The organism is Synechococcus sp. PCC 6312, from assembly GCF_000316685.1.
In the GTDB taxonomy this organism is placed as follows: Bacteria; Cyanobacteriota; Cyanobacteriia; order Thermosynechococcales; family Thermosynechococcaceae; genus Pseudocalidococcus.
Window position 1 is genome coordinate 3,234,254 of the sequence record NC_019680.1, and the last position, 19,866, is coordinate 3,254,119.

General features: G+C 50.4%; 20 protein-coding genes and 1 other RNA gene. 2 read left to right on the forward strand and 19 right to left on the reverse strand.

Annotation, left to right across the window (positions count from 1 at the left end; all coding sequences use genetic code 11):
- Positions 1-176: 176 nt before the first annotated feature.
- The 5 genes from SYN6312_RS18495 to SYN6312_RS19165 form a co-directional block, all read right to left on the reverse strand.
- Positions 177-773 carry an anti-sigma factor gene (locus SYN6312_RS18495; protein WP_172636062.1) on the reverse strand — a complete coding sequence of 199 codons (597 nt, stop codon included), beginning with the start codon at positions 771-773 and terminating at the stop codon, positions 177-179.
- Between the two features lie 43 nt (positions 774-816).
- Positions 817-1,524, reverse strand: a complete 708-nt coding sequence (locus SYN6312_RS15730; RefSeq protein WP_015125890.1) for a sigma-70 family RNA polymerase sigma factor — start codon at positions 1,522-1,524, stop codon at positions 817-819.
- 135 nt (positions 1,525-1,659) lie between these two features.
- Positions 1,660-2,787, reverse strand: a complete 1,128-nt coding sequence (gene mutY, locus SYN6312_RS15735; protein ID WP_015125891.1) for an A/G-specific adenine glycosylase — start codon at positions 2,785-2,787, stop codon at positions 1,660-1,662.
- 122 nt (positions 2,788-2,909) lie between these two features.
- On the reverse strand, positions 2,910-3,224 hold the full coding sequence (locus SYN6312_RS15740) for a DUF760 domain-containing protein (RefSeq protein WP_015125892.1): 315 nt from the start codon (positions 3,222-3,224) through the stop codon (positions 2,910-2,912).
- A gap of 162 nt (positions 3,225-3,386) precedes the next feature.
- Positions 3,387-3,713: a hypothetical protein gene (locus tag SYN6312_RS19165; protein ID WP_015125893.1), complete on the reverse strand. Its 327-nt coding sequence runs from the start codon at positions 3,711-3,713 to the stop codon at positions 3,387-3,389.
- Between the two features lie 238 nt (positions 3,714-3,951).
- Between SYN6312_RS19165 and bioD the strand changes: the two genes are divergently transcribed.
- A complete protein-coding gene (gene bioD / locus SYN6312_RS15750; protein WP_015125894.1) occupies positions 3,952-4,686 on the forward strand; it encodes a dethiobiotin synthase in 735 nt (244 codons plus the stop codon).
- Here the strand turns inward: bioD and dacB are convergent.
- From dacB to SYN6312_RS15795, 11 genes are all read right to left on the reverse strand, one after another.
- Positions 4,654-6,027 (reverse strand): D-alanyl-D-alanine carboxypeptidase/D-alanyl-D-alanine-endopeptidase, encoded by a 1,374-nt coding sequence (gene dacB, locus SYN6312_RS15755; protein ID WP_172636063.1) that lies wholly within the window; start codon positions 6,025-6,027, stop codon positions 4,654-4,656. The genes bioD and dacB overlap by 33 nt on opposite strands.
- 60 nt (positions 6,028-6,087) lie before the next feature.
- The gene (locus SYN6312_RS15760) at positions 6,088-6,642 is read right to left on the reverse strand and encodes a pentapeptide repeat-containing protein (RefSeq protein WP_015125896.1); all 555 of its coding nucleotides are present in this window, start codon (positions 6,640-6,642) and stop codon (positions 6,088-6,090) included.
- A 134-nt stretch (positions 6,643-6,776) separates the two neighbouring features.
- A complete protein-coding gene (locus SYN6312_RS15765) occupies positions 6,777-7,214 on the reverse strand; it encodes a DUF29 domain-containing protein (protein ID WP_015125897.1) in 438 nt (145 codons plus the stop codon).
- A gap of 60 nt (positions 7,215-7,274) precedes the next feature.
- Entirely contained in the window at positions 7,275-7,904 is a 630-nt protein-coding gene (locus SYN6312_RS15770; RefSeq protein ID WP_015125898.1) for a hypothetical protein, read from the reverse strand.
- Between the two features lie 102 nt (positions 7,905-8,006).
- A non-coding RNA gene (gene ssrS, locus SYN6312_RS19170) (6S RNA) lies at positions 8,007-8,190 on the reverse strand.
- A 60-nt stretch (positions 8,191-8,250) separates the two neighbouring features.
- On the reverse strand, positions 8,251-9,147 hold the full coding sequence (locus tag SYN6312_RS15775) for an ROK family protein (protein ID WP_015125899.1): 897 nt from the start codon (positions 9,145-9,147) through the stop codon (positions 8,251-8,253).
- A gap of 118 nt (positions 9,148-9,265) precedes the next feature.
- The gene (locus SYN6312_RS15780; protein WP_041430899.1) at positions 9,266-9,763 is read right to left on the reverse strand and encodes a hypothetical protein; all 498 of its coding nucleotides are present in this window, start codon (positions 9,761-9,763) and stop codon (positions 9,266-9,268) included.
- A 172-nt stretch (positions 9,764-9,935) separates the two neighbouring features.
- Positions 9,936-10,766 carry an FAD-dependent oxidoreductase gene (locus SYN6312_RS15785; protein ID WP_051021051.1) on the reverse strand — a complete coding sequence of 277 codons (831 nt, stop codon included), beginning with the start codon at positions 10,764-10,766 and terminating at the stop codon, positions 9,936-9,938.
- 107 nt (positions 10,767-10,873) lie between these two features.
- On the reverse strand, positions 10,874-11,182 hold the full coding sequence (locus tag SYN6312_RS18500) for an FAD-dependent oxidoreductase (protein ID WP_051021052.1): 309 nt from the start codon (positions 11,180-11,182) through the stop codon (positions 10,874-10,876).
- Positions 11,179-11,781, reverse strand: a complete 603-nt coding sequence (gene recR / locus SYN6312_RS15790) for a recombination mediator RecR (protein ID WP_015125901.1) — start codon at positions 11,779-11,781, stop codon at positions 11,179-11,181. Before recR ends, SYN6312_RS18500 begins: the two co-directional genes overlap by 4 nt.
- 89 nt (positions 11,782-11,870) lie before the next feature.
- A complete protein-coding gene (locus SYN6312_RS15795) occupies positions 11,871-13,544 on the reverse strand; it encodes an alpha/beta hydrolase (protein ID WP_015125902.1) in 1,674 nt (557 codons plus the stop codon).
- Between the two features lie 703 nt (positions 13,545-14,247).
- Here SYN6312_RS15795 and SYN6312_RS15805 point away from each other — a divergent pair.
- Positions 14,248-14,883 (forward strand): response regulator, encoded by a 636-nt coding sequence (locus tag SYN6312_RS15805; protein ID WP_015125903.1) that lies wholly within the window; start codon positions 14,248-14,250, stop codon positions 14,881-14,883.
- Between the two features lie 50 nt (positions 14,884-14,933).
- Here the strand turns inward: SYN6312_RS15805 and SYN6312_RS15810 are convergent, their stop codons facing one another.
- Genes SYN6312_RS15810 through SYN6312_RS15820 form a run of 3 tightly spaced genes read right to left on the reverse strand, consistent with a single transcriptional unit; the run spans position 14,934 to position 19,854 of the window.
- Entirely contained in the window at positions 14,934-17,333 is a 2,400-nt protein-coding gene (locus SYN6312_RS15810) for an NAD-binding protein (RefSeq protein WP_015125904.1), read from the reverse strand.
- 11 nt (positions 17,334-17,344) lie between these two features.
- A complete protein-coding gene (locus tag SYN6312_RS15815; RefSeq protein ID WP_253276373.1) occupies positions 17,345-18,565 on the reverse strand; it encodes an anion transporter in 1,221 nt (406 codons plus the stop codon).
- Positions 18,559-19,854: a sensor histidine kinase KdpD gene (locus SYN6312_RS15820; protein ID WP_015125906.1), complete on the reverse strand. Its 1,296-nt coding sequence runs from the start codon at positions 19,852-19,854 to the stop codon at positions 18,559-18,561. The genes SYN6312_RS15815 and SYN6312_RS15820 overlap by 7 nt, the downstream gene beginning before the upstream one ends.
- Positions 19,855-19,866 lie beyond the last annotated feature (12 nt).

A 19,866-nucleotide genomic window follows, 5' to 3' on the forward strand; every position in this document is an offset into this window, starting at 1 on the left:
GTCTGATAATCGCCGTTGTTGGAGGGCAACGGTTAAATCCCAGATCGTGAATCGGATGTATCCCATCAGAGTCAAATTCAAATTTTTCACTGCTTTGCCTAGACGTGACACAGATGCGATACCACTATGACATAAATAGACTAAGTTTTACTAAGGTTCGAGCCAGTCAGACGGATTTAGGGTTGGGGGGAGGGACTCAAATCCAATGTCCGACGATCCAGGCCAGGTTCCGTCTGGGTAGAAACAGGAATCGCGACTGGGGGGCGATCTAAGGTCAGCATTAAGTTAGCCGTATTGTCCAAGTCTAAGTTATTTTGAGGTTGATAGAGATTACCGCTGGGAGTGGTTCTGATGGCGGTTGGGGTCAAGTCGGCCGCTGCCGTTTCGTTTAAGGGGATGGGAGAGAGCAGGCCTGGAAAAATGCTGCTCAAGACTCCGACCAAAGCGGCTGCGGACACTGCACCAACCCCTGTCCAGGCCAAGAGGGTGCGGGGCCGATTTTGGGCTTTAGCAAGGACTTGATTGGCCAAGGTTTCCGCTGAAGTTGTCAGAGGACAAGGAGCCTGGTGCAAGCTCTGTTGTAGTTTCAGGAGGCGGTGGTAAAGATGCTGATAATCCGGTTCTGTGGCTAACCAGGCCTCGACTTGGGCCCGTTGGGCGGGTGTGACTTCCCCATCCAGGTAAGCACTGAGAAGTTCAAAGCGTTCTGCCTGGCTGCGGTCTGGGCTATTCGGCGGGGTGGATTTGGGGGAAAAGGGGGTCGGGCTGTCCATAGGGTTAGTGGGGGTAGGCATTAGGAGTTAGCGGGAGGGAAAATTAAAAGTTTTGAGCATCCAGATGGGGCTGAAGTTGGACTTGGAGGCGGGCGCGGGCGCGAGCAATGCGAGATTTGACCGTTCCAAGAGAGACTCCGGTAATGGCGGCAATTTCTTCATAGGCCAGGCCGTCAATTTCCCGTAAAACAATGGTTGTCCGAAAGGACTCTGGCAGATCTGCGATGGCCTGGTGGAGTTGGGCGTAAAACTCATCCGTAGAAAGAACATCATCGGGACTGGGGTCTGCCGCCGCAATTTCCCAATTCATTTCCCCATCAGAGGTGACTAAGGGAGCATCTAGGGACAAGGGGGCCTGGTGGCGTTTGCGCTTACGCAGTTCATCATAGAAAAGATTGGTGGTAATTCGGCCCAGCCAACCCCGAAATTTATGGGGATCTTGCAGGCGTTTAATATTCCGATACACCCGAATCCAAACCTCCTGCACCAAATCTGCCCGGTCATCCCAATCCGGCGCCAGGTGATAGATAACCCGCTCCACGTGGGATTGGTGTCTTCGCAACAGTTCTGTAAAAGCAGCCCGATCCGGACTTAACCCGGCCTGGCAACGCAGGACTAAATCTGGATTTGCAAGTTTTGATACCGGAACAGCCACCCCAGAACAGGTCTCCTCTGCGAACGAGCGAAGCTCTCCAGCGAGCGATCTTTGCTCTCCAACACCAGGCCAAGATAAGGAAATAGTAGAGGTCATGGCTGTCATTAGTCTAGAGTAGGGTCAATTTGTGCGGCCGGCCATCATCCCGAGGGCGAGCTACTTACTCAGACCGTCAAGAGCGGCAATTGTTCCCAGACCCAGCCCAAGAGTCACCCAGTCGCCCTCCGCTCATTAACCATTTTTAACCCCTGGGGCCTGGGCTAAGAGGGCAGTAATAATCTTTTCGTTAGCTTTCGGAAACGGGTAATCAGGCAACTCTGCAACCGTCACCCAACGGACTTCCTCACAGGCTAGGGGTTGGGGGTCTCCCGATAGATACTGGCAGTGATGCACAACTAAGGTAACTTTGAAATGGCTATAGGCATGATCCACCCGAATAAATTCATCTCCCACGGCAATCTCAATGCCAATTTCTTCTTGGATTTCCCGCTGGATACAGGCCGGAATTGTTTCGTTCGGTTCAACTTTGCCCCCCGGAAATTCCCATAACCCCCCTAGTAACCCATCTGCGGGCCGCCGATCAATCAACACCTGTTCCTGAGGGTTCCAAATGACCGCAACACCAATAATTTTGTGGGGAATTGGCTGACTGGGAATCGTCATGGGGAGTTTGCTAACCAGGTTTTCTTGATGGGCCTGGCAATAGTTTAACCAAGGACAGGCCTGGCAATGGGGATTTTTGGGTAGGCAGATCGTGGCCCCTAAATCCATCAAGGCCTGGTTAAATTCACGGGGGAAAGAGGGATCCAGGAGCGTGGTGGACAGTTGCCAAAGTAATTTTAGGACTTTTTGGGGAGGCTGTTTCACCGCATAGAGTCGGGCTAAAACCCGCTTAACATTGCCATCCAAAATGGGCTGGGGTTGATTAAAGGCCGCGCTGAGAATTCCCCCAGCGGTGGTTTGACCAATACCCGGTAAGCCCATCACCAGTTCAATATCTTGGGGAAACTTGCCGTTGTATGACCTGAGAATTTTCTGGGCAGTGGTGTGTAAATTACGAGCGCGGGCGTAGTAGCCTAATCCTTGCCAGAGTTTGAGCACCTGTTGCTGACTGGCCTGGGCTAGAGTTTGGAGAGTTGGTAAAGCTTCTAGCCAACGTTGATAGTAGGGAATAACTGTTTGCACCTGGGTCTGCTGGAGCATGATTTCCGAAATCCAGATGGCATATGGATCTTGAGTATTCCGCCACGGTAAATCTCGACCAAATTCAGCATACCAACCTAATAAGGCCTGGCGCAGTTGGGGAACTGGCAATAATGCGGAACTGTAAAGTCCTGAACTATCTTTGACTATCGCCATCCACTCACTTGAAATCTCAGGCTTACCTCAATATAGTCATTTCTGCCAAAACTGAGACATTCAAGAGTACCACCCGTAACAGTTATTTTTGTGTTTCACTCCTAAGCAAAATAACTATCCATCTAGAGTTCATGACTATTGGCTAAGGACTGTTCCATTTTTAGACGCTGTTCAGCTCCCCGGAGGAAATAACCGCTCATCAAGGCAGTGGCTAGGAGTCGGCCAAGGTTTTCTCGATTCGTGGTGATGGTGACATCAAATTCCTGGGGAGGTAAATGACCGAGCAAACTCATGATGTGTTGATCCATTAGGGCCATCACTTCTGGCGAACTTGGGCGAGACATCCGGGACACGGTTTCCTGATCAAGACCTTGGAGATAGTCACTTAAGCTAATTGGGGTCGCGGGGTCGGACATGGAATTTAAGAATTGATCCATAAGATAGCCATCCTTCTGCAATCTTAGCCCTAGTTTTGGCTTAACCCTACTTTAACAAGTGCAGCGACAGGGCCTGGGGGGATAAAACCATAGAAACGTTGACGGTTTTCCGATCCATAAATGTTTCCTACAGCAAATCAGAATATTCCTCCAGCAGAGTTATCATGTCTCGGAGTCGCTGTTTACTTCGGGCACTGGGGGCAAGTTGGCATCCCATGATTGCTGCAAGGCATTTAGTTTGGAGTCGAGTTCGATAAGCCGCTCGATCTCGCTCTCTTGCTGCAATTTCTCTTGTTTCAATAGCAGTTTCTCTTGTCTCAATAGCAATTTCTCGTGCTTCAGTCTCTCGATATCGGCGTTGATGTCCAGCGTGCCACTCAAGGCCGAGATTAACCACCAAAGCCGTTGTTGCAGCGAGGAAAGTCCAGAAGCTCCATTGGAGTTAGGTGAGGGGGAAACGGGTGATGGGGATAGATTCGGAGTTGCCATAAAACCTCAATAGTGCAGTCAGAGCAAATAAAAATGTGGTCAGGGCGCGGGGCAGTAGTTCGAGAAAACTGATCATTCCCCTAGTTTACAAAAGCTAAATATCCGCTGTGGGTTCTGAGATGTTGATCAGGCCTGGTCGCTATAATTTGGAGGGTTGTTGTGTTGAATACACTGGTTTGATTTGTTTGTTAGAGCTTTGCTCGATCGATCGTTGCAATCCTTTAGCATAGGGATTTTCATGACTCCAGGCCCCGTTGTTTTAATTACTGGTACCGATACAGAGGTGGGTAAAACCTGGGTAACTTCAGCCCTATTTGCCTATTTCCAAGCCCATGCCCCTAAGCTGAGAGTCGCACTGTTCAAACCCTTGCAATCTGGAGCAGTGGGAGACCAAGAGCACTATCATTGGTTATTTGACTTAGAGCAATCCCCCGCAGAGGTTAATCCCGTCTCATTCCAGGCCCCCTTAGCTCCTCCCTTAGCGGCGGCCCTAGAAAATAAAGAGATTGATTTAGCTCCCATTTGGCAAACCCTGCAACATCTCCGGGCCAATTACGATTTAGTCCTCATGGAAGGCATTGGCGGCTTAGGGTCTCCGATTACCTGGGAATGGACAGTGGCAGATTTGGTCGGGGCCTGGCGAATTCCGATTGTGTTAGTTGTTCCCGTTAGGTTAGGGGCGATGGGACAAGCGGTGGCAAACCTAGCATTGGCAAGAGAGAAAAAACTCACTGTCCGAGGCCTGATCCGGAATTGCCTGACTCCTTGCACCGATATGCAACTTGCACAATGGGCTAATCCAGAGCTTTTAGAAACCTTAACCCATCGGCCCGTACTGGGGACATTACCCTATTTAGGAAAGAATGTAGAAAAAGATGACATCCCCACGCTTGCCAATGCGGCGGCAAATTTACAGTTAGAAGCCCTCTTTCCCGAAATCCTAGGGACAGGCCTGGAGCTTCATCATCTCTAAAGCAATTCGATCCAGACGTGGGCGTAAACTACTCCCTTCGACATTGCTTTGATTGACAACAATACTGAACACCAAAGGCGAGAAATTCGGGGGATAGGCATAGCCGGATAAGGCAGCAACACCCTCTAAGGTTCCTGTTTTTGCCCAGATAGTTCCTTGAGCAATCGTATTCTTAAAGCGGTTTTTGAGGGTTCCATTAACTCCGGCCTGGGGTAAAGAGTTTTGAAAGACTGGCCAGTAGGGCTGCAATCGCTGCATCTGGAGGAGTTGGATGAGAGCTTGTGGAGTCACCCAGTTAGCTCGCGATAACCCAGAACCATCTTCAAGATGATAGCTATTTGATGCCAGGCCCCAGGTGCTTAAAATTTGTGTGATTTGACTAGGTTGAATAGTTGCGGTGACTTGCTTCAGGGTTTCGGCGTAAAAATTATCACTCTGGCGGTTGGTCTGGTTAATTAGCTCTGTTAAAGGCGGCGATGACAAGCTATACAAACGTTGTCCCATTGGCCGGCTGGGGCTGTTTTGAATCTGGACGCGGTTGATCTGAATCCCGACTCGGCTTAGGGCAGCCCGCCACTGATTGAGGATATAAGGATAGGGATTGAGCAATGGGATATCCACAGGTTCTGGTTCGCTGCCGACTCGGAGTTGCCCCATAACCCGGACAATTTTCTTCGCTTCATCTAATTTGGTGTCAATAAACTCCTCATCGGAGGTTGCCACAGTCCGGGTTTGATTAACAATCTGCCAGTCCTGACTTAGTTCCGGGTATGTCCAGGCCAGGTGGAGAGGTTTATTTAATTCTTGGGGAGTAACAACTAACGGTAAAGCATTACGATTCAAGGCCAAGCGGGTAATTGGGGCAATTTCACCATCGGCAACATCAGCTAAAGACCAAGTCGGATTCAAGGGCGGATCGGCAAAAGGCAGACTGGTGATCTCAAGAGTGTCAATGTGGCGAATTCCCTGCTGCCAGAGAGATTGGGCCATTTTTTCTAGATCAGAAGTCTTCAAGCTCGGATCTCCTCCTCCCACCAATCGCACCCAGGCCCAATCTGCTCCTGCACCTTCTCCAAAAACCTGTGTAGATAGCTGATAATTCGGGCCAAATTGAGCCAGAGTTGCGGCCGTTGTAATCAGTTTGAGATTAGATGCGACTAAAAACCGCTGATTGCTCTTGTAGGTATAGAGCCAGTCGGGAGTCCTGCTGCCATTGGGATCATTCAGAGTCGTAATTGCAATTCCCCACTGTCCCTGAGCATAGGCGGGTGTGGTTACTAAGGCATCCAGATTCTTTGATAAATTAGCAGGACAAATGGCCCAGATTGGGGTCGGAACCAAAACAAGGAAAGGCAGCCCTACCAGAATTTCAGCCCATTTGCTCAACATTTTTGATAGGAGTTAATGAAACATCAGACGATAGGGCATTTTCGGTTGATAGGCTCCCTCTAAGTTCACCTGGGTCAAATTAGCACGATTCAAACGGGCAAATAAGAGATTGGTTTGTTCTAAGTTGGCCTGCTGAAAATTGGCCTGGCGTAAATCTGTATATTGCAAATCGGCTCCGGCTAAATCCGCGCCTTGAAAATTGGCCTGGTTGAAGAGGGAATGCCGCAGGGAAGCCATGATCAGTTTGGTTTGGCTTAGGTTGGCCTGGCGAAGGTTTGTCCGATCCATATACACCGCCGTCAGGTTTGCCCCGCTCAAGTTAACTCCTTGCAAGTTGGCCTGGGTGAGAACCGCATTGCTCAAGTCTGCCCCACTGAGGTTGGCATTAGTTAAGTTGGCCCCTGACAGGTTGTAGCCTTTTAAGTCAGCCCCACTCAAATCGCAACTAGGGCAAGTATTGGTTGTCAGCAATTGGGCCACATGATCCGGGTTAGCAGCCAGAACATTACTACTCCAGGCCAGGCCAATGCCCAATACCTCAATCACCTTAATGGCAAACCCTTTCATCTCACACCTCATCCTGTCCTGTGGCAAACTGCTTCACCCTATTATTTAATCTCAATTTCCTAGTTTCGTCAGGCAATCCGGCCAGAATCTTAACTGGGGTAAGACCTGTCTAATTTTATGCTAGTACAAAAATTTTAAACTAGCTCAATGGGTCGCTCCAACACCGCTGCAATGTTGTAGGGGCAATCTTTCGGAAAATCTAAATTTGTTTCTTTGTATGCATCCAAGCGAGCGTTTTCATAGACCTCTGCAACCCACTCATCAGTTAAATAACGCTTTAGGACAGGGCTGTCTTTAAGATAAAACCGGATGTTATTGCGTTCCCGTTGAATAGTCACCTGCCAGCTTCGAGAGCGTCTTTGGGGTTGATATTCCCACTTGAGGAGATGATGCACAATCAACCGGAGACTACTTAACAAGCGATCCCGCTCCCGTTTTGACAAATCCCGCACCTCCTCCACCAAGTTTTCAATATCTAACTCGGTAAATCGACCCTGGGCCAATAAATCAGCCATCGTTTCTGCCCAGAGGCCAAAATCCTGCTCATACAATGGTTTACTTGACTCTCCCATTTTGGTAATCCGTTATGGTTTCCTGATGGTTGCTAATTTGCTAATTTTAGATAGTCCTGACTATGAGCGTTTAGATTGGCCTAACTCTTTTTTGAGTCGCTCTAACTCGGATAGAAGGGAATTACTTTGTAGTTTTTGGGGTGGCCCAACATCTGGGGCCGATGACTCGGTTGTTTGCTGCACTGGCTGAGTGGTTTTAGGCTTTGAGGGTTTCCGTCTGTTGCCAATGGCTTCCCTAATAAGGTATTCAGATTGGAAAAAGAAGGCCCCAAACACTAGCCCAATGGTCAGAATCATCCCAATCTCTTGATCTGTGTAGTGGCAATAGGAAGAATAATAGCGAAAATATCGACTGCAGGACGCAAGAGCAAAGGGTGACATCACCAGAAAGGTTAGGATACTTCCCACGATGATCGCTGTTCCCTCATACCAAGATGACCACCGGGGAAACCAGCCAGGGAGTTGACGGCGGAATAGGGACTTATGAACTACTGCCAGAAAAAAGATGGGGATGATTAGCCCTACCAATGCCCCAATGGCTAGGGGGGCGGGATGCTTGATTGATCCAGAAACTATTGCAGCCATAGAAGTAGTGGCGATCATGGCATAAACCACCACCATCACAAAAAACAAAGCCAGCCCAGAGCGTATCCAGTTGACAGGGTATGGAATCCAACGGGGCCATCTCATGATTTAAGACCCAATAGCTACCGGTTCAAGACGACCATGAGCAGCCTTAGCAATTTTTGCAATCTGTTTAAGTGGTCAATTATTGATCCGACTAATTATGAAAGGTTAACCACAACGCCGTTTTACCGCAGTTTATGACCTGGGATGAACCAGGTGGGAACGCTGGCATCGGCTTAAAGTTTCTGGCAACTAAGACCAGTGTACCGCCACCAATGGATTTGGCTCCCGTTGTTTTAAGTTATAGATCAAAAAACGATATTGGCAGTCACCAACGCCGCAGTCAAACCTATGGGCTATTTTAACAGAGGTTACTGGGCTGACAAGTCTCTGGTTGTCGTGGCGACCGTTAAGATGCTTCAATTAAATCCCAGGCCAGCTTTGCCGCGCCAACAATCCCGGCTTGATTACCTAACTCGGCCCGAATAATTTTTAAGCCCTCTCGCGAACTCGGAAGCACCCGCCGCTCCACTTCCGCCCAGAGAGACGGTAAGAATAAGTCCATCGCCGCACTCACCCCCCCGCCAATCAAAACTGCCTCTGGAGTTAAGACATACAAAAAGGTGGCCAGGCCAGCGGCTAAATCTTGACCAAAGGTGGCCCAGAAGGCTAAGGCATCCCCATCTCCCGCCCGGGCCTGGGCCGCTAAGGCTGCTGCATCCATCCCGGTACGTCTTTTGATGGCCGTGGCAGAAGCATGTTGTTCCAGAGAGCCTTGATTGCCGCTGTTACAGGGATGGCCATGCAAATCAACGGTAATTAACCCCAGTTCGGCAGCTGTACCATGGCGACCGATAAAGAGCTTTCCATCTAACAAAATACCGCCCCCCACCCCTGTGCCCAAGGTCAAGAGAATGACATCTTTGAATGTCCGACCCGCTCCCAACCAGGCCTCGCCGACTAAGGCACAATTGGCATCATTAGCTAAAATGACGGGGCGATGGGTGAGTTTTTCCAGGGTTTCGGCCATGGGGACGTTCTGCCAGTTATCGAGATTAATCGCCACTCGCACGATTCTGCCAGCCCGATCTGTGGGCCCAGGGACTCCCATGCCAATGCCTAAGGTTTTGTTGTCTGGATCCAGCTTTTCGAGGGTTTCGACAATGGTTTGAATGACTGCTGTGGGTGAGGCCGGGCGTGGGGTTGGCACAGTGAGCTTTTCTAAGCAAATTCCCTCCGGGTTAAACCGGCCAAATTTAATTGCTGTACCACCGAGATCAATCCCCAGTACCTCTTTACCAGACATAGCGGCTATCCATCTATCTTGAGAGAGTGATCCCCCAGGTTGCTGGCTTGGATCTTGCCATATTCTGTTTGTGATTCCGTGATCTTGGCTGATTAATCCCCAAAATTGACCTGGTGACTTAGGGCTGGAGGTGTGGGATAGCTTGGGCCAAGTTTGGTTCTGTCGCGGCCTGGAATTGGGGGGCTAGGCTGGCCTGGCAACTTTTGAGTAGGGTTTGATCGGCTGCGCTCGCTTGCAAGGGGTGGAGTTCTCCTAAATTCACGGTCACTGGATAACTGGAGGCCTCAAAGCTATCCAACATTAGGGCATTAATGGTTCCCGCTTGGACGGTTCCCTGAAAGCAATCATAGGAAGAATGGGGCATATAGACTGCACCTGTAATCCCATTATTGTTAACCTCAAAAACCATGTAAGTTTGGCGGAGTTGGCCGGGTCGGGATGATTCGCCATAAAGATAAATGCCATTTTTCAGGTTTGGCATCCCTGTGGTGGGTTTGGAAATGGCCAGTAGTGGCTTAGGGCCGGGATTGGCTTGAACTGGCACAGTGGTGCTTAATGCTCCTGCAAGTGTAAAAGTTGCTATCCCCACCAGGCCTGGCCATGAAATTCTTAACATATTGTTACCCACCCAATAAACCTGTCATGCTTCGTGAGTCTGGAATAGAGTTGACCGCTACCTAGTTTTAACTCTAGGGATTTGAGGGCAGTCTCGGCTTCACCCACTAGCATGAGTCCAGTAGAAGAGGGGCGAAAACAGGGGTGTGACAGTAGTGGCACAGGCACAAAATTTAGAGTTGCAAAATTCGTTGGGCTTCCCGTTGACCGCTGAGTAAGGCTCCGTGGACAGTGGCGGGGTATTGCTCCTGGGTCGCCTCTCCAGCAAAGAACAGGTGTTGACCGATGGGTTGGGCTAAGGTTTGATAATCTGCCGGACTGGCCCCCGGTGGAAGATGGGAATAGGCCCCCCAGCTAAAGGGATCCTGCCCCCAGCGAGTGATGAGGGTTCCAGTCGGTGCGGGAATCTTGGGGCCGAATATGGTTTGGAGCGTGTCCAGGCCCGCCTTGATAATGTCTGCATTCCCCAAGCTCTCAATGTATTGCCCATAGGTGCCCGCATTAAATCCGAGTAGGACGGGTTCCTTGATCACCGGATAGAGATTCAACCATTCACACCAATGCCCTTTTTCGGGGGAGACGTAGCCGAGGAGATCTGATTCTGCCCAAAAGGCCTGGGGAAACCGAAAATAGGCTTTGTTCAAAACCCCCATTCCTAAGCGTTGGATTGCTGCTTCCTTAGTTTTGGGCAAAGGAGGGGTAAAACGAATACTGCCTTTTTTTAAAACTCCTAAGGGGACGGTAATGAGGACAGCATTGGCTTGGAAACCTTGGCGGTCTGTCCTAATTTGAACTGATTGGGGATTTGAGTAGTCAATGGCCTGGACAATTTGTCGGAACTCAACAGAGAGGGGCGTTGGTTTTTGGGCTAAGACTTGGACAATTTGGGCATACCCCTGGGGAAAGAGAACATCACCCCCATCAAAAGCCTGACCAGCATCCCAATAGCGGGCCGATAAATCTCCAATGTCGCTAGCAAATTCATGCTCAATGGTGGTGTTCACGACATAGTTTAGATAGCGTTGCTGAGTGGAGGTTAACGTTTGGTTTGCGAGAACTCGGTTAATTCCCTCTTGGAGAGATTGCTGGGTCGGGGGGTCTTGCTGGTCAACTAAGGATTCCCCTCTATCCCATGGATCCAGGATGCACCTAAATCTAAGGGCAGGCCATCTAAACTTCGATTAGTCCAAACCCGCCCGCCAATTCGATTCCGTCCTTCTAAGACCAAGACCCGCTGACCCTGATCCTGAAGTATCCTGGCCGCGGCCAGGCCCGCCACCCCTGCCCCAATTACAATCACATCCCAGATTTGATCCAGATTGGTTGCTTCACGCAAGGGTTTGGCCTGATCCCAACAACTGGCTAAGGTTAACCCCAGACCCCCACCACCGAGCAGTGTTAAGAATCGCTGTCGTCTCACTCCAATTCTCGCCGTCCTTCCAGAGCTTTTGCTAAGGTCATCTCATCGGCATATTCTAAATCCCCACCCACGGGTAAACCAAAGGCAATCCGGGTCACTTTGACAAAGGGCTTGAGGAGTTGGCCCAAGTAGAGGGTTGTAGTTTCCCCTTCAATACTGGGATTAATAGCTAAAATAACCTCGATGACCCGTGCTTGGCTGGCCCGTTGGATCAAGGGATGAATTTGTAATTGTTCAGGGCCAATGCCATCCATTGGTGAAATCAATCCGCCTAAAACGTGATATTTGCCCCGATATTCACGGGTTTTCTCAATGGCAATCACATCGCGAGAGTCGGCAACCACGCAAATGAGGCTATCCTCACGGGTTGGAGTCCGACAAATGTCGCAAACCGGTTCGGCCGATAGATGAAAACAGACCCCGCAGACCCCTACTTGTTGTTTGGCATCGAGGAGAGCTTGGGCAAGGGCCTGGATTTCACTTTCGGGACGTTTCAGTAAATGTAAGGCTAGTCGCTGAGCAGACTTGGGGCCAATGCCAGGGAGTCGTTGCAGTTGTTCGATTAAGCGAGCCAACGGACGCGTATAAACCGTACTCATAAACTTTACTAATCCTCAACTGCCCTTCAACCTGACTCCCGGGCCCCCTCTATTCTCCCTTAATTGCTTCCAAGTCCCGAAAGGAATCTCTACTTAGGGGGGGATGCTGCCGCCTCAATTTGGTCCGGAGTGAGGGATTGAGTCAGGGTGGCCTTCATTTGGGGTTGACTGAGTTTGGCCAGATAGGCGGGAGAAAGGTAGGCCTGGAAGTTGGACTGACCATTAATATAGGCCTGCATAAAGGCCACAGTCACGGCCTGGAGTTGATTGCGGGCAATCCCAGGATCAGAACCGACAACAAAGGGGGGTAGAGCATTGGGGCTGTTCTCTGGGGGTAAATCGCCCATTGTGGACATATGCGTCCCACCATTGAGCAAGACTAAGTATTTTGGGGCAGAACTCAGGCGGGAAAAGGGTTGAAATTGTTCAACTAAGGGGGGAGCAATAAAATCTTCACTACCCGCTAGAACCAGCATCGGAATTTGAATTGCTTGAAAGCCGGTTGAGCCATAAATTGTTCCCCCGATGGGGTTAATCGCCATCGCTGCTTGAATCCGACTATCGCGAAAATTGGGTAGGGGGCCAGGTAGTCTAGTGACTTTGCAATCAAGAATCACAGAAGGCTTAATGATTGTCTCTGGATTTTGGCAAGCAGCAGTCAGGGTGGTACTATCTTGGGTCGCTCCAGCCAAGGCCCAGGTATCGTAACCGCCAAAGGAATGTCCCAGCAACCCAACGGTTTGGGTGTTGAATTTCACCTTAGAGAGTTGAGCCAGATAGTCAAGGGTGACGGAAATGGATTGGGGCCGATTAATGAATTCTTGAGGGAGAATTTCTTCGGGAATTTTACCAGCCAGAAACTCCGTTTGCCGGGTTGCATCACTGCCTGGGTGATCAAGAATGGCCACTCCAAATCCATAGGAAGCCAAATGTTCAGCCAAATAGGCAAAGGTGTTGAGGTCTTCCCCCAGGCCTGGTGAAATGACAACTAAGGGGATTGTCCCAGAAATATTAGGAACATAGAGGGTAACAGGAAATTGAAAGTTAGCTGTCTTGTTATTCAGGGTTAGGGATTGAACTTGCCAGGTATTCGGGCCAGGTGCTGTTAGATCCACAAGGGTACTGGGAAGATTAGGGGATTTAGCGAGGGCAGTTTGACTCTGTTGATTAACAATATTAATGACTGCTTTAGTGGTACTAATTTCACTGAAAATGGCATTGACCAGGGGAATGGCCTGGGCAGCATCAATATTAATTGTGGCATCAGGAAAATTCTCGATGACACCCAAAAGTGTTAGTCCTTGGGGGGCCTGGGCTGCCTGAATCAAGGCTGTTTTTAAGCCACTAGCACCTGATTGCCGATTACTGGTTTGAATAAACTGGCCCAAAACATTTAACACTCGCTGACCGGCCGGTGTATTGAGAAGTTGGGATGTTCCTTCGGTTGGAAATGTAATTTTTTGCTGTAACGCCGAACGCAATGCTGCCAAATCACCTGCACTCAGAAATGTCCCCAAAGGAGCTAAGTTGGCTGGCAGTTCTCCCGTTTGACTAAAACCGGTCAAGTCTTGGGTTGTGGCTGTGATTGTAATGCCGGCTAAAGATACTGTTAGGGAATCCGCTCCCAAGGCTGGGCTGCTCACAACTGCTCCCAGTAATACCCCTAAACCAAGGCTCCAACTCCAAAGTTTTTCTAATTTTCGAGAGTGATGTTTAAAGGCTATAGGCATAACGTTAGGGAATTGGGGAGATAACCACCGCATAGGATTGATTGCCTTAGAAAGACTTTCGCTACCATACTCTGTTTAATTGAGATGAATCAAGATACACCGATAGTTGACCAGGGCAAACGCATACCCAAAGAGGTAAAGATGGGAATGCCCAAATCAAGACTTTTCCATGACTACCCTCATCAGCCCCACATCCAACTTACTATCGCACTTTCAAGCACTAGGGGAACCGAGAGCAGCAACCTTGTTGGAGCACAAACTTTTGCCCAAGCGGTGCCTAGCCATTGGGGAATTGAGAATCAACGCCATTGGGTCTTGGATGTGGCCTTTAGGAAAGAGCATTCATGCATGCGCAAAGACCATGCCCCTAAAAGCGTTGCTTTGATTCGACATAGAGTTCTCAATCTCTTCCAACAAGATCCCTCGACCCAGGCCGGACTGAAGTCAAAATGACTCAAAGCTGGATGGAACAATGATTACCTCTTTTGGATACTTGTCGCTTGAGTATGCGTTTCCCCTGAGGTAGAGAGCATAACCTTACCTGTTTAGGAATAACTGGAATTAAAATAGGCATTAAGATCTCTCGATAGAGCTTGGAGATCCGATGCTCATCTAACTTGACATGCGAATCTGTCTAGAGTGTTCTAAATGAACAGTTAGCTGGGAGTGAAAGTGGCATTTTAGTAGAAAGTAGGCGCGTTTTTAGCTCTAGTTCTTTTTGCGGCCCCGTTGACCCATGACTAAAACCATCCTCATGACCCAGGCCATTTCCAAACAGGGCGAACTTTGGCATGGTGCGTTGACCTCCCAGGGGATCACCGTGATTTGGGAGTCTAATAGTGCGGATTTGGTCCAAGTGTTAGCGCAAATGCAGGCAGTGGGTCTAAAGTTACCCGATCTGCTCCTGATTGATATGGGGATGGAGGTGACTAATCCCTATCGGTTCTGCCAGTCCTGTCAGCAGGATTATCCGGGCTTAAAAATTGTCATTACCGTTGGGGAAGAGCGCGCCATTAGTCCCGCCGAAAAGCGTTGGGCCATTCATCAAGGGGCATTGGATTTACTGCCTGGCCTGCAACAAAACTCCTTGATTACCAGTGTTGTCACCCATCTCAGCCGCGTTATGGAACTTTTAGGAGAACCACTCCAGCAAGAGAGTCTCATGGCTGCCCTCAGTAAAATTAGTGCGTTGCAACAGGCTGTTTCATCTCCCCCCCAATTGCCCTCTTTGCCGCCGTTACCGAAAGTTCCCCCTGCCCCGCCGGAAACTCCCAGTAAATATCGAGGCACAGAAGTCCGGGAAACACCTCCTGAGTCACCTCCAGTCGGTGATAGTTCAACGCGACGGCGTTATCGAGGTTCCAGTTACTAAGTCAGCCCAACCTATTCTGAAACTGAGATAGCCTGAGAACAACTCTGCTTTTAGACAGGATAGAGACGGATTGTTAGAAGATGGCTTAATTGTTGTCCTAAGCGATAGGCCTGATGATCGTAAAGCTTGAGTTCGATAGTGCGAGGGAGTGATTGGATAAAATCCCGGGCCTGGTTGAGATGGCAGCCGGAGATATTGGTGAGGATATTCCCTGCATCTAAAGCTACTTCCGAGGAAAGGGGAGCATCGGCCCAAAGTCGCCATAATCGGGGGGGAATTAACTTACCCTGCTCAATCCGTTGTAGCCCTTGAATTGAAGCCAAAACCACCAAGCGATCTCCAGTCCCGAGAATCATGTCATCCGTAGGAAAAAATTTCTGTTTGCGCTCACCACCAATCGTTTCCCCTTGCTTTTCATAGAAAATCGGTACCACCCCATAACCATAAACCACCTCTGCCAGGCCCAGACCGAGGAGGCTATCTCCCATGGCAACTTGATAGTCCGTCACCAGAATCGTGCGATCCTGTAAGCGAAACAATCCGAGAATATTTTCCCCCAAGGCAGCGGCGGCAAAGGCTTCGGCAGCTAAGGCGTAGGCACAAAGAGAACGGGCCCCTGGGAGTAAGTCCCCTAGGTTTTCGCTCAGGAGTTGATCAAACGTGCGAATCACCAGGCTGAGATCCCCTTGGGCTTGATCTCTCGCAATTAGGGCCGCCTCCAAATTCAACATTTGATCATCACTCGTCAGGATGATGCTTTTGGCAGTGGCTAGGTTAGCGGTTTCCATTGTCCGAATCACGTCACCACTGAGATAGGGGATGGTCAGGGGAGGTATATTTTCTCCCGAATTACTAATAATTACTAAGGGCTGCCGAATCCTTAAGAGAATATCCGCCACCTGTTGCCCTAAGCGACCAAAGCCTACCAAAATGACATGGCCGGCCTGGGGCAGGGGGGGACGGCGTTTGAGGAAACTAAAGCGCGACTGCAAAAGTTGCTCAGTGACTAAGCCCAAGACTCCCAAAATAAACAACAGGGCCATCAGGGTCACCAGGAGGCAAAAGGCCATCACCCAAAAGGGAATCGCCTCCGGTTCCAGGCCCCCGAAAACATCACCAAAACCACCCAGCAAAAGAATAAACCCTGAGAAAAATGCCTTTTGCCAGGTCATATTTGGGACATTAAACCGAAGGAGGAGGGTTGAAATACCCCACAACACTAACCCCAGGCCCAGGCCTCGGGCAATCAGCCAGCGCCGTTCTTCTCGCCGTAACCAGTCCCAACTGGCATTCATGTTTTGCCCCCAGGCCCAGGGATTCAATAATTGCTGCAGAAATTGTTGCTTGGCCCGATTCGTGGGTATTTCTCCCTGTACTCCCAATCCCCCAGAGACCAATTCCACCCAAACCAGGCGATCCCCTAAGCCAAGGGTATGATCCGGCCGCCACTGATGAAAAATGCGAGACTCTGAGGCAGGGAAAAAACAGGCATGGCGACTGGGCCTGGAAGTCTGAATGCTATTGGCAGGTTCAAAAATACTAAACAGACGTTGATGGCGGCGGGGCCATTGGTAGGCATTAACTCCCAAAAAGCGGGTATTAGCAGTTGTAATCCGATGTTCAACCACCCGTAATTGCTGATTATTAATGGCAAACAACCCCAAGGTTCCTTCCCCCAGTCCAGCCAAGGCAAAACTCGGGGCTGGCAATTCCGTGGGATCGAGGGCGACAAAACGGCCTAACTTTTCCCGGAGGAGATGATTCAAATTCTGCCGGGCCGAGCGCACGACTAAATGGACGTTGGGGTTTAATCGCCGGGCGGCAATGGCTGCGGCTACGTTGGTTGCCTCATCGCTGGTGACTAGTAAGATAGCTCGACAGTCCCCAATCCCGGCCTGCTCCAACACTGAAGCCTGACGACAATCCCCAATAATTAAATTGGCCCCCAAGGTATCGGCAATCCCCTGCACCTCCCAGGCCTCCGGTTGGGACATTTCAATCGCCGTCAATTGGACGGGGAAAGCTGGCGTGGCAAATTGCTGTAAACAGTCGTAGCAATATTGGCCCAAACTGCCTAGGCCACAGATGATGAAATGGTTTGCCAGACGCATTTCGGAGGGAATTTCCGTATCGCCACCGGGATCTAACGGCCGATGTAACCGCTGGGGAGAGAGGGGCGGATGTCTGACCTGCCAACGGGGAAAGGCTTCATTGGGGCGAGCGGCAAATAGGGTCACAGGGGGTGGAGGCCAAGAACCCGATCGAGAGCGCAGGGAAACCCAATAGTCCCCTAGCTGTTGATTCAGGGCTTCCGGTTCTGGAAAATCCTGGGCCGTAATCCAACCATATAAACCATGATGAGTCGGTTCCCAGGCCACGATTGCGTCCGGCCAGATTTCCCTTAACCATTGACCAAAGGCAGGAATAAAACGCTCGCGGGACTGAACCATCCTCAAAGCCCTCAGGATATTTCCACGTTATACACCCAAACATAGGCCAGTCCCACAGTTACTAAGGTCAGGGGCAAGCCAAAGCGTAAATGTTCCCGAAAACTTAAGTGATGGCCTTTACTCCGGGCCGCCTCCACCATAATTAAATTAGCCACCGAACCAAATAAACTCAAATTTCCAGCCAAGGTGGAGCTAGCAGCGAGGAGTAACCAGGCCTGGGTGTCATCTGGGGCAATCAAGGGCGTAAGCAACAGCACCGCTGGGACGTTAGAAATCAGGTTGGATAAAACCACCGTTAGTCCCGCCAGGCCCCAGGGATTGGCCACAACTGGAGTCAGGGATTGTAAGAGGTTGAGATGGCGCGTGGCCTGGGTCAAGATAAACAAGCCCGCAAAAAGCAGCAACAACATTCCATCTACTTGTCTTAAAACTCGTTCGGCCTTGATCCCGCTAATCACCAACAACACCGCCGCCGCGGTCAAGGCAACGGGCCCCAAGGGTAAACCCACCATAAACCCCACTAACATCAGACCTGCAACCCACAGGCTTTTAGTCAGCAATGGCTGTAACAGGCGCAGTTTGGGCAAGGCCATGACCGGAACTGGTTCCCAGACCCGAATTTCGGGGTAGAGCCACCAGAGCCAAGCCAGTTGAATCCCGATCCCCAAGATGGCTACAGGCGCTAACTGCCTTACGAACAGCCCATAACTGATCCCCGACAAAGAACCAATCAAAATATTTTGGGGATTGCCACTCAAAGTAGCCACCGAGCCAATATTAGTCGCACCAGCCAGGGCCAAGAGATAGGGAATTGGGTTCAGGTTTAAGGCCGCGGTCATCGCCAGCACTAAGGGTGTTCCCACCAAAACCAGGGTGTCATTCAAAAAGAAAGCCGACAATAGTCCACTGCCCACGCTCAACAGCACCACCAGGCCCCAAGGGCTGCGGGTTAAGCCCAGCATTTGTTGTAACGCTAGGTTAAAAAAACCACCATAGCCCAGGTAGAGGTTGACGATCATTAAACTGAAGAGGAAAACAATGGTTGTGGGATCAATGGCCTGCCAGGCCTGGGGTAACGTGACCACCCCTAAGCCCATGACGGCCGCCGCCCCCACCAAGGCAATGGCCGCCCGATTTAAGGGCAATCCTGGCCACTGCCCCATTGCTAACCCTAAATAGGTAATCCCTAAGACAAGCATGGTTAAACCTGTCTGTAGCCAGGGCATCAGCATTCAGGTAGATGACCTTCAGAGGCATTGGGGAGAGCTAGCAAAACGGCCGTGCCCTGACCGGAATCGGGGGGAAAGGGACTTTGGATGGTCAAACTTCCTCCCATTTGGGCGACTAAGTTTTTGGCAATGGCGATCCCTAAGCCTGTACCGGGAATCGTGCCCTGGGCCTGTTGTCCCCGATAGCCCCGCTCCCCGAGATGAAGGAGATCTCCGGGGGGAATTCCTGGGCCGGTATCCACAATTAATAAGCCTTGGGTCGTCGGGCTCAGTAGCCGGGTTTGCAGATGAATTTCTCCCCCTAGAGACGTATATTTACAGGCGTTATCTAAGAGATTACCCACAATATCTTGGAGGGCAATTGGATCAATGAGAGCCGGGGGAAGCTGGGGGGCCCATTCGACCTTTAGGGTAATCTCCGATTCACTGGCCCGGGCCTGGACAGCGGTGAGGAGGGGTTGAATTGTGCCCACTAAATCCGTTGGTCTAAGGTTGAGGGCCGCAGGGGCTAGACTGAGGCTGGCGGTGGTCACGGGGGCTAATGGGTGGGGGGAGGCTTCTAAGGTGGCTTGAAATTGTTCCACTAAGGATTGTAAGCGTTGCCCTTCCTGCCAGATACTTTCCACAATTGGGCGGTTTTTATCCGGGGCCTGGAGGCGTTTGAGGAGGAGTTTTGTCAGAGTTTGCAGGGCCATTAAGGGATTGCGGAACTGGTGGAGTAAATTGCCTAAAACATCCTGTTGCTGCGCCAAAGTGGGGGCCTGGGCCTGCGATAGCCACTGATGCCGCTGATCCATTACACAACCAATTGCTAACGTATTTGCCACCTGCTGTAATTGCTCCTCTTCCCAGGCCTGCCAATTTCCCCCCAGTCGCCGCACCACCAGCACACCCAAGGGGAGAGATTCATAGATCAACGGAAAAATCAAATGCTCTGACTCAGGGGACATCCGTTGCCAAAACTCAGTCTCTAAGCAGGAAGGTGGGGATCCAGAAGCCGGGGGCAGGCTGGGTAAGGGCCGACTTGGGGCTGAAATTCCCTCAGAACTGGCAGATAAACCCTGGGGTTCTCGAAAACTCACAGACTGGGGTGGCAGAGCAGAGAAGGGTAAAGAGTCGAGGTTAGCAGTCGCATTGGCATCGGGATACACCAACACCGGCAACCAACTGCGGCGATCTCCTGATTCTTCCGTCAGATAGACCCCAAAACTACTAATGCCTAAGTGATTGACCGTTAGCCGGGCCTGGGAACGACACAGTGCCACATATTCCGGACTAGCGGGCCACAACATTGGAATAACGTC

Bases quoted from the DNA above. Each gene is read 5' to 3' on its own strand.
- SYN6312_RS15730 (WP_015125890.1), bottom strand. From the start codon at position 1,524: ATGACCTCTACTATTTCCTTATCTTGGCCTGGTGTTGGAGAGCAAAGA.
- SYN6312_RS15810 (WP_015125904.1), bottom strand. From the start codon at position 17,333: ATGGTTCAGTCCCGCGAGCGTTTTATTCCTGCCTTTGGTCAATGGTTA.
- SYN6312_RS15765 (WP_015125897.1), bottom strand. From the start codon at position 7,214: ATGGGAGAGTCAAGTAAACCATTGTATGAGCAGGATTTTGGCCTCTGG.
- SYN6312_RS15775 (WP_015125899.1), bottom strand. From the start codon at position 9,147: ATGTCTGGTAAAGAGGTACTGGGGATTGATCTCGGTGGTACAGCAATT.
- SYN6312_RS15820 (WP_015125906.1), bottom strand. From the start codon at position 19,854: ATGTTGTGGCCCGCTAGTCCGGAATATGTGGCACTGTGTCGTTCCCAG.
- SYN6312_RS15780 (WP_041430899.1), bottom strand. From the start codon at position 9,763: ATGTTAAGAATTTCATGGCCAGGCCTGGTGGGGATAGCAACTTTTACA.
- SYN6312_RS19165 (WP_015125893.1), bottom strand. From the start codon at position 3,713: ATGGCAACTCCGAATCTATCCCCATCACCCGTTTCCCCCTCACCTAAC.
- SYN6312_RS15805 (WP_015125903.1), top strand. From the start codon at position 14,248: ATGACTAAAACCATCCTCATGACCCAGGCCATTTCCAAACAGGGCGAA.
- bioD (WP_015125894.1), top strand. From the start codon at position 3,952: ATGACTCCAGGCCCCGTTGTTTTAATTACTGGTACCGATACAGAGGTG.
- SYN6312_RS15770 (WP_015125898.1), bottom strand. From the start codon at position 7,904: ATGAGATGGCCCCGTTGGATTCCATACCCTGTCAACTGGATACGCTCT.
- mutY (WP_015125891.1), bottom strand. From the start codon at position 2,787: ATGGCGATAGTCAAAGATAGTTCAGGACTTTACAGTTCCGCATTATTG.
- SYN6312_RS15740 (WP_015125892.1), bottom strand. From the start codon at position 3,224: ATGGATCAATTCTTAAATTCCATGTCCGACCCCGCGACCCCAATTAGC.
- recR (WP_015125901.1), bottom strand. From the start codon at position 11,781: ATGAGTACGGTTTATACGCGTCCGTTGGCTCGCTTAATCGAACAACTG.
- SYN6312_RS15815 (WP_253276373.1), bottom strand. From the start codon at position 18,565: ATGCTGATGCCCTGGCTACAGACAGGTTTAACCATGCTTGTCTTAGGG.
- SYN6312_RS18495 (WP_172636062.1), bottom strand. From the start codon at position 773: ATGGACAGCCCGACCCCCTTTTCCCCCAAATCCACCCCGCCGAATAGC.
- SYN6312_RS15795 (WP_015125902.1), bottom strand. From the start codon at position 13,544: ATGCGGTGGTTATCTCCCCAATTCCCTAACGTTATGCCTATAGCCTTT.
- SYN6312_RS15760 (WP_015125896.1), bottom strand. From the start codon at position 6,642: ATGAAAGGGTTTGCCATTAAGGTGATTGAGGTATTGGGCATTGGCCTG.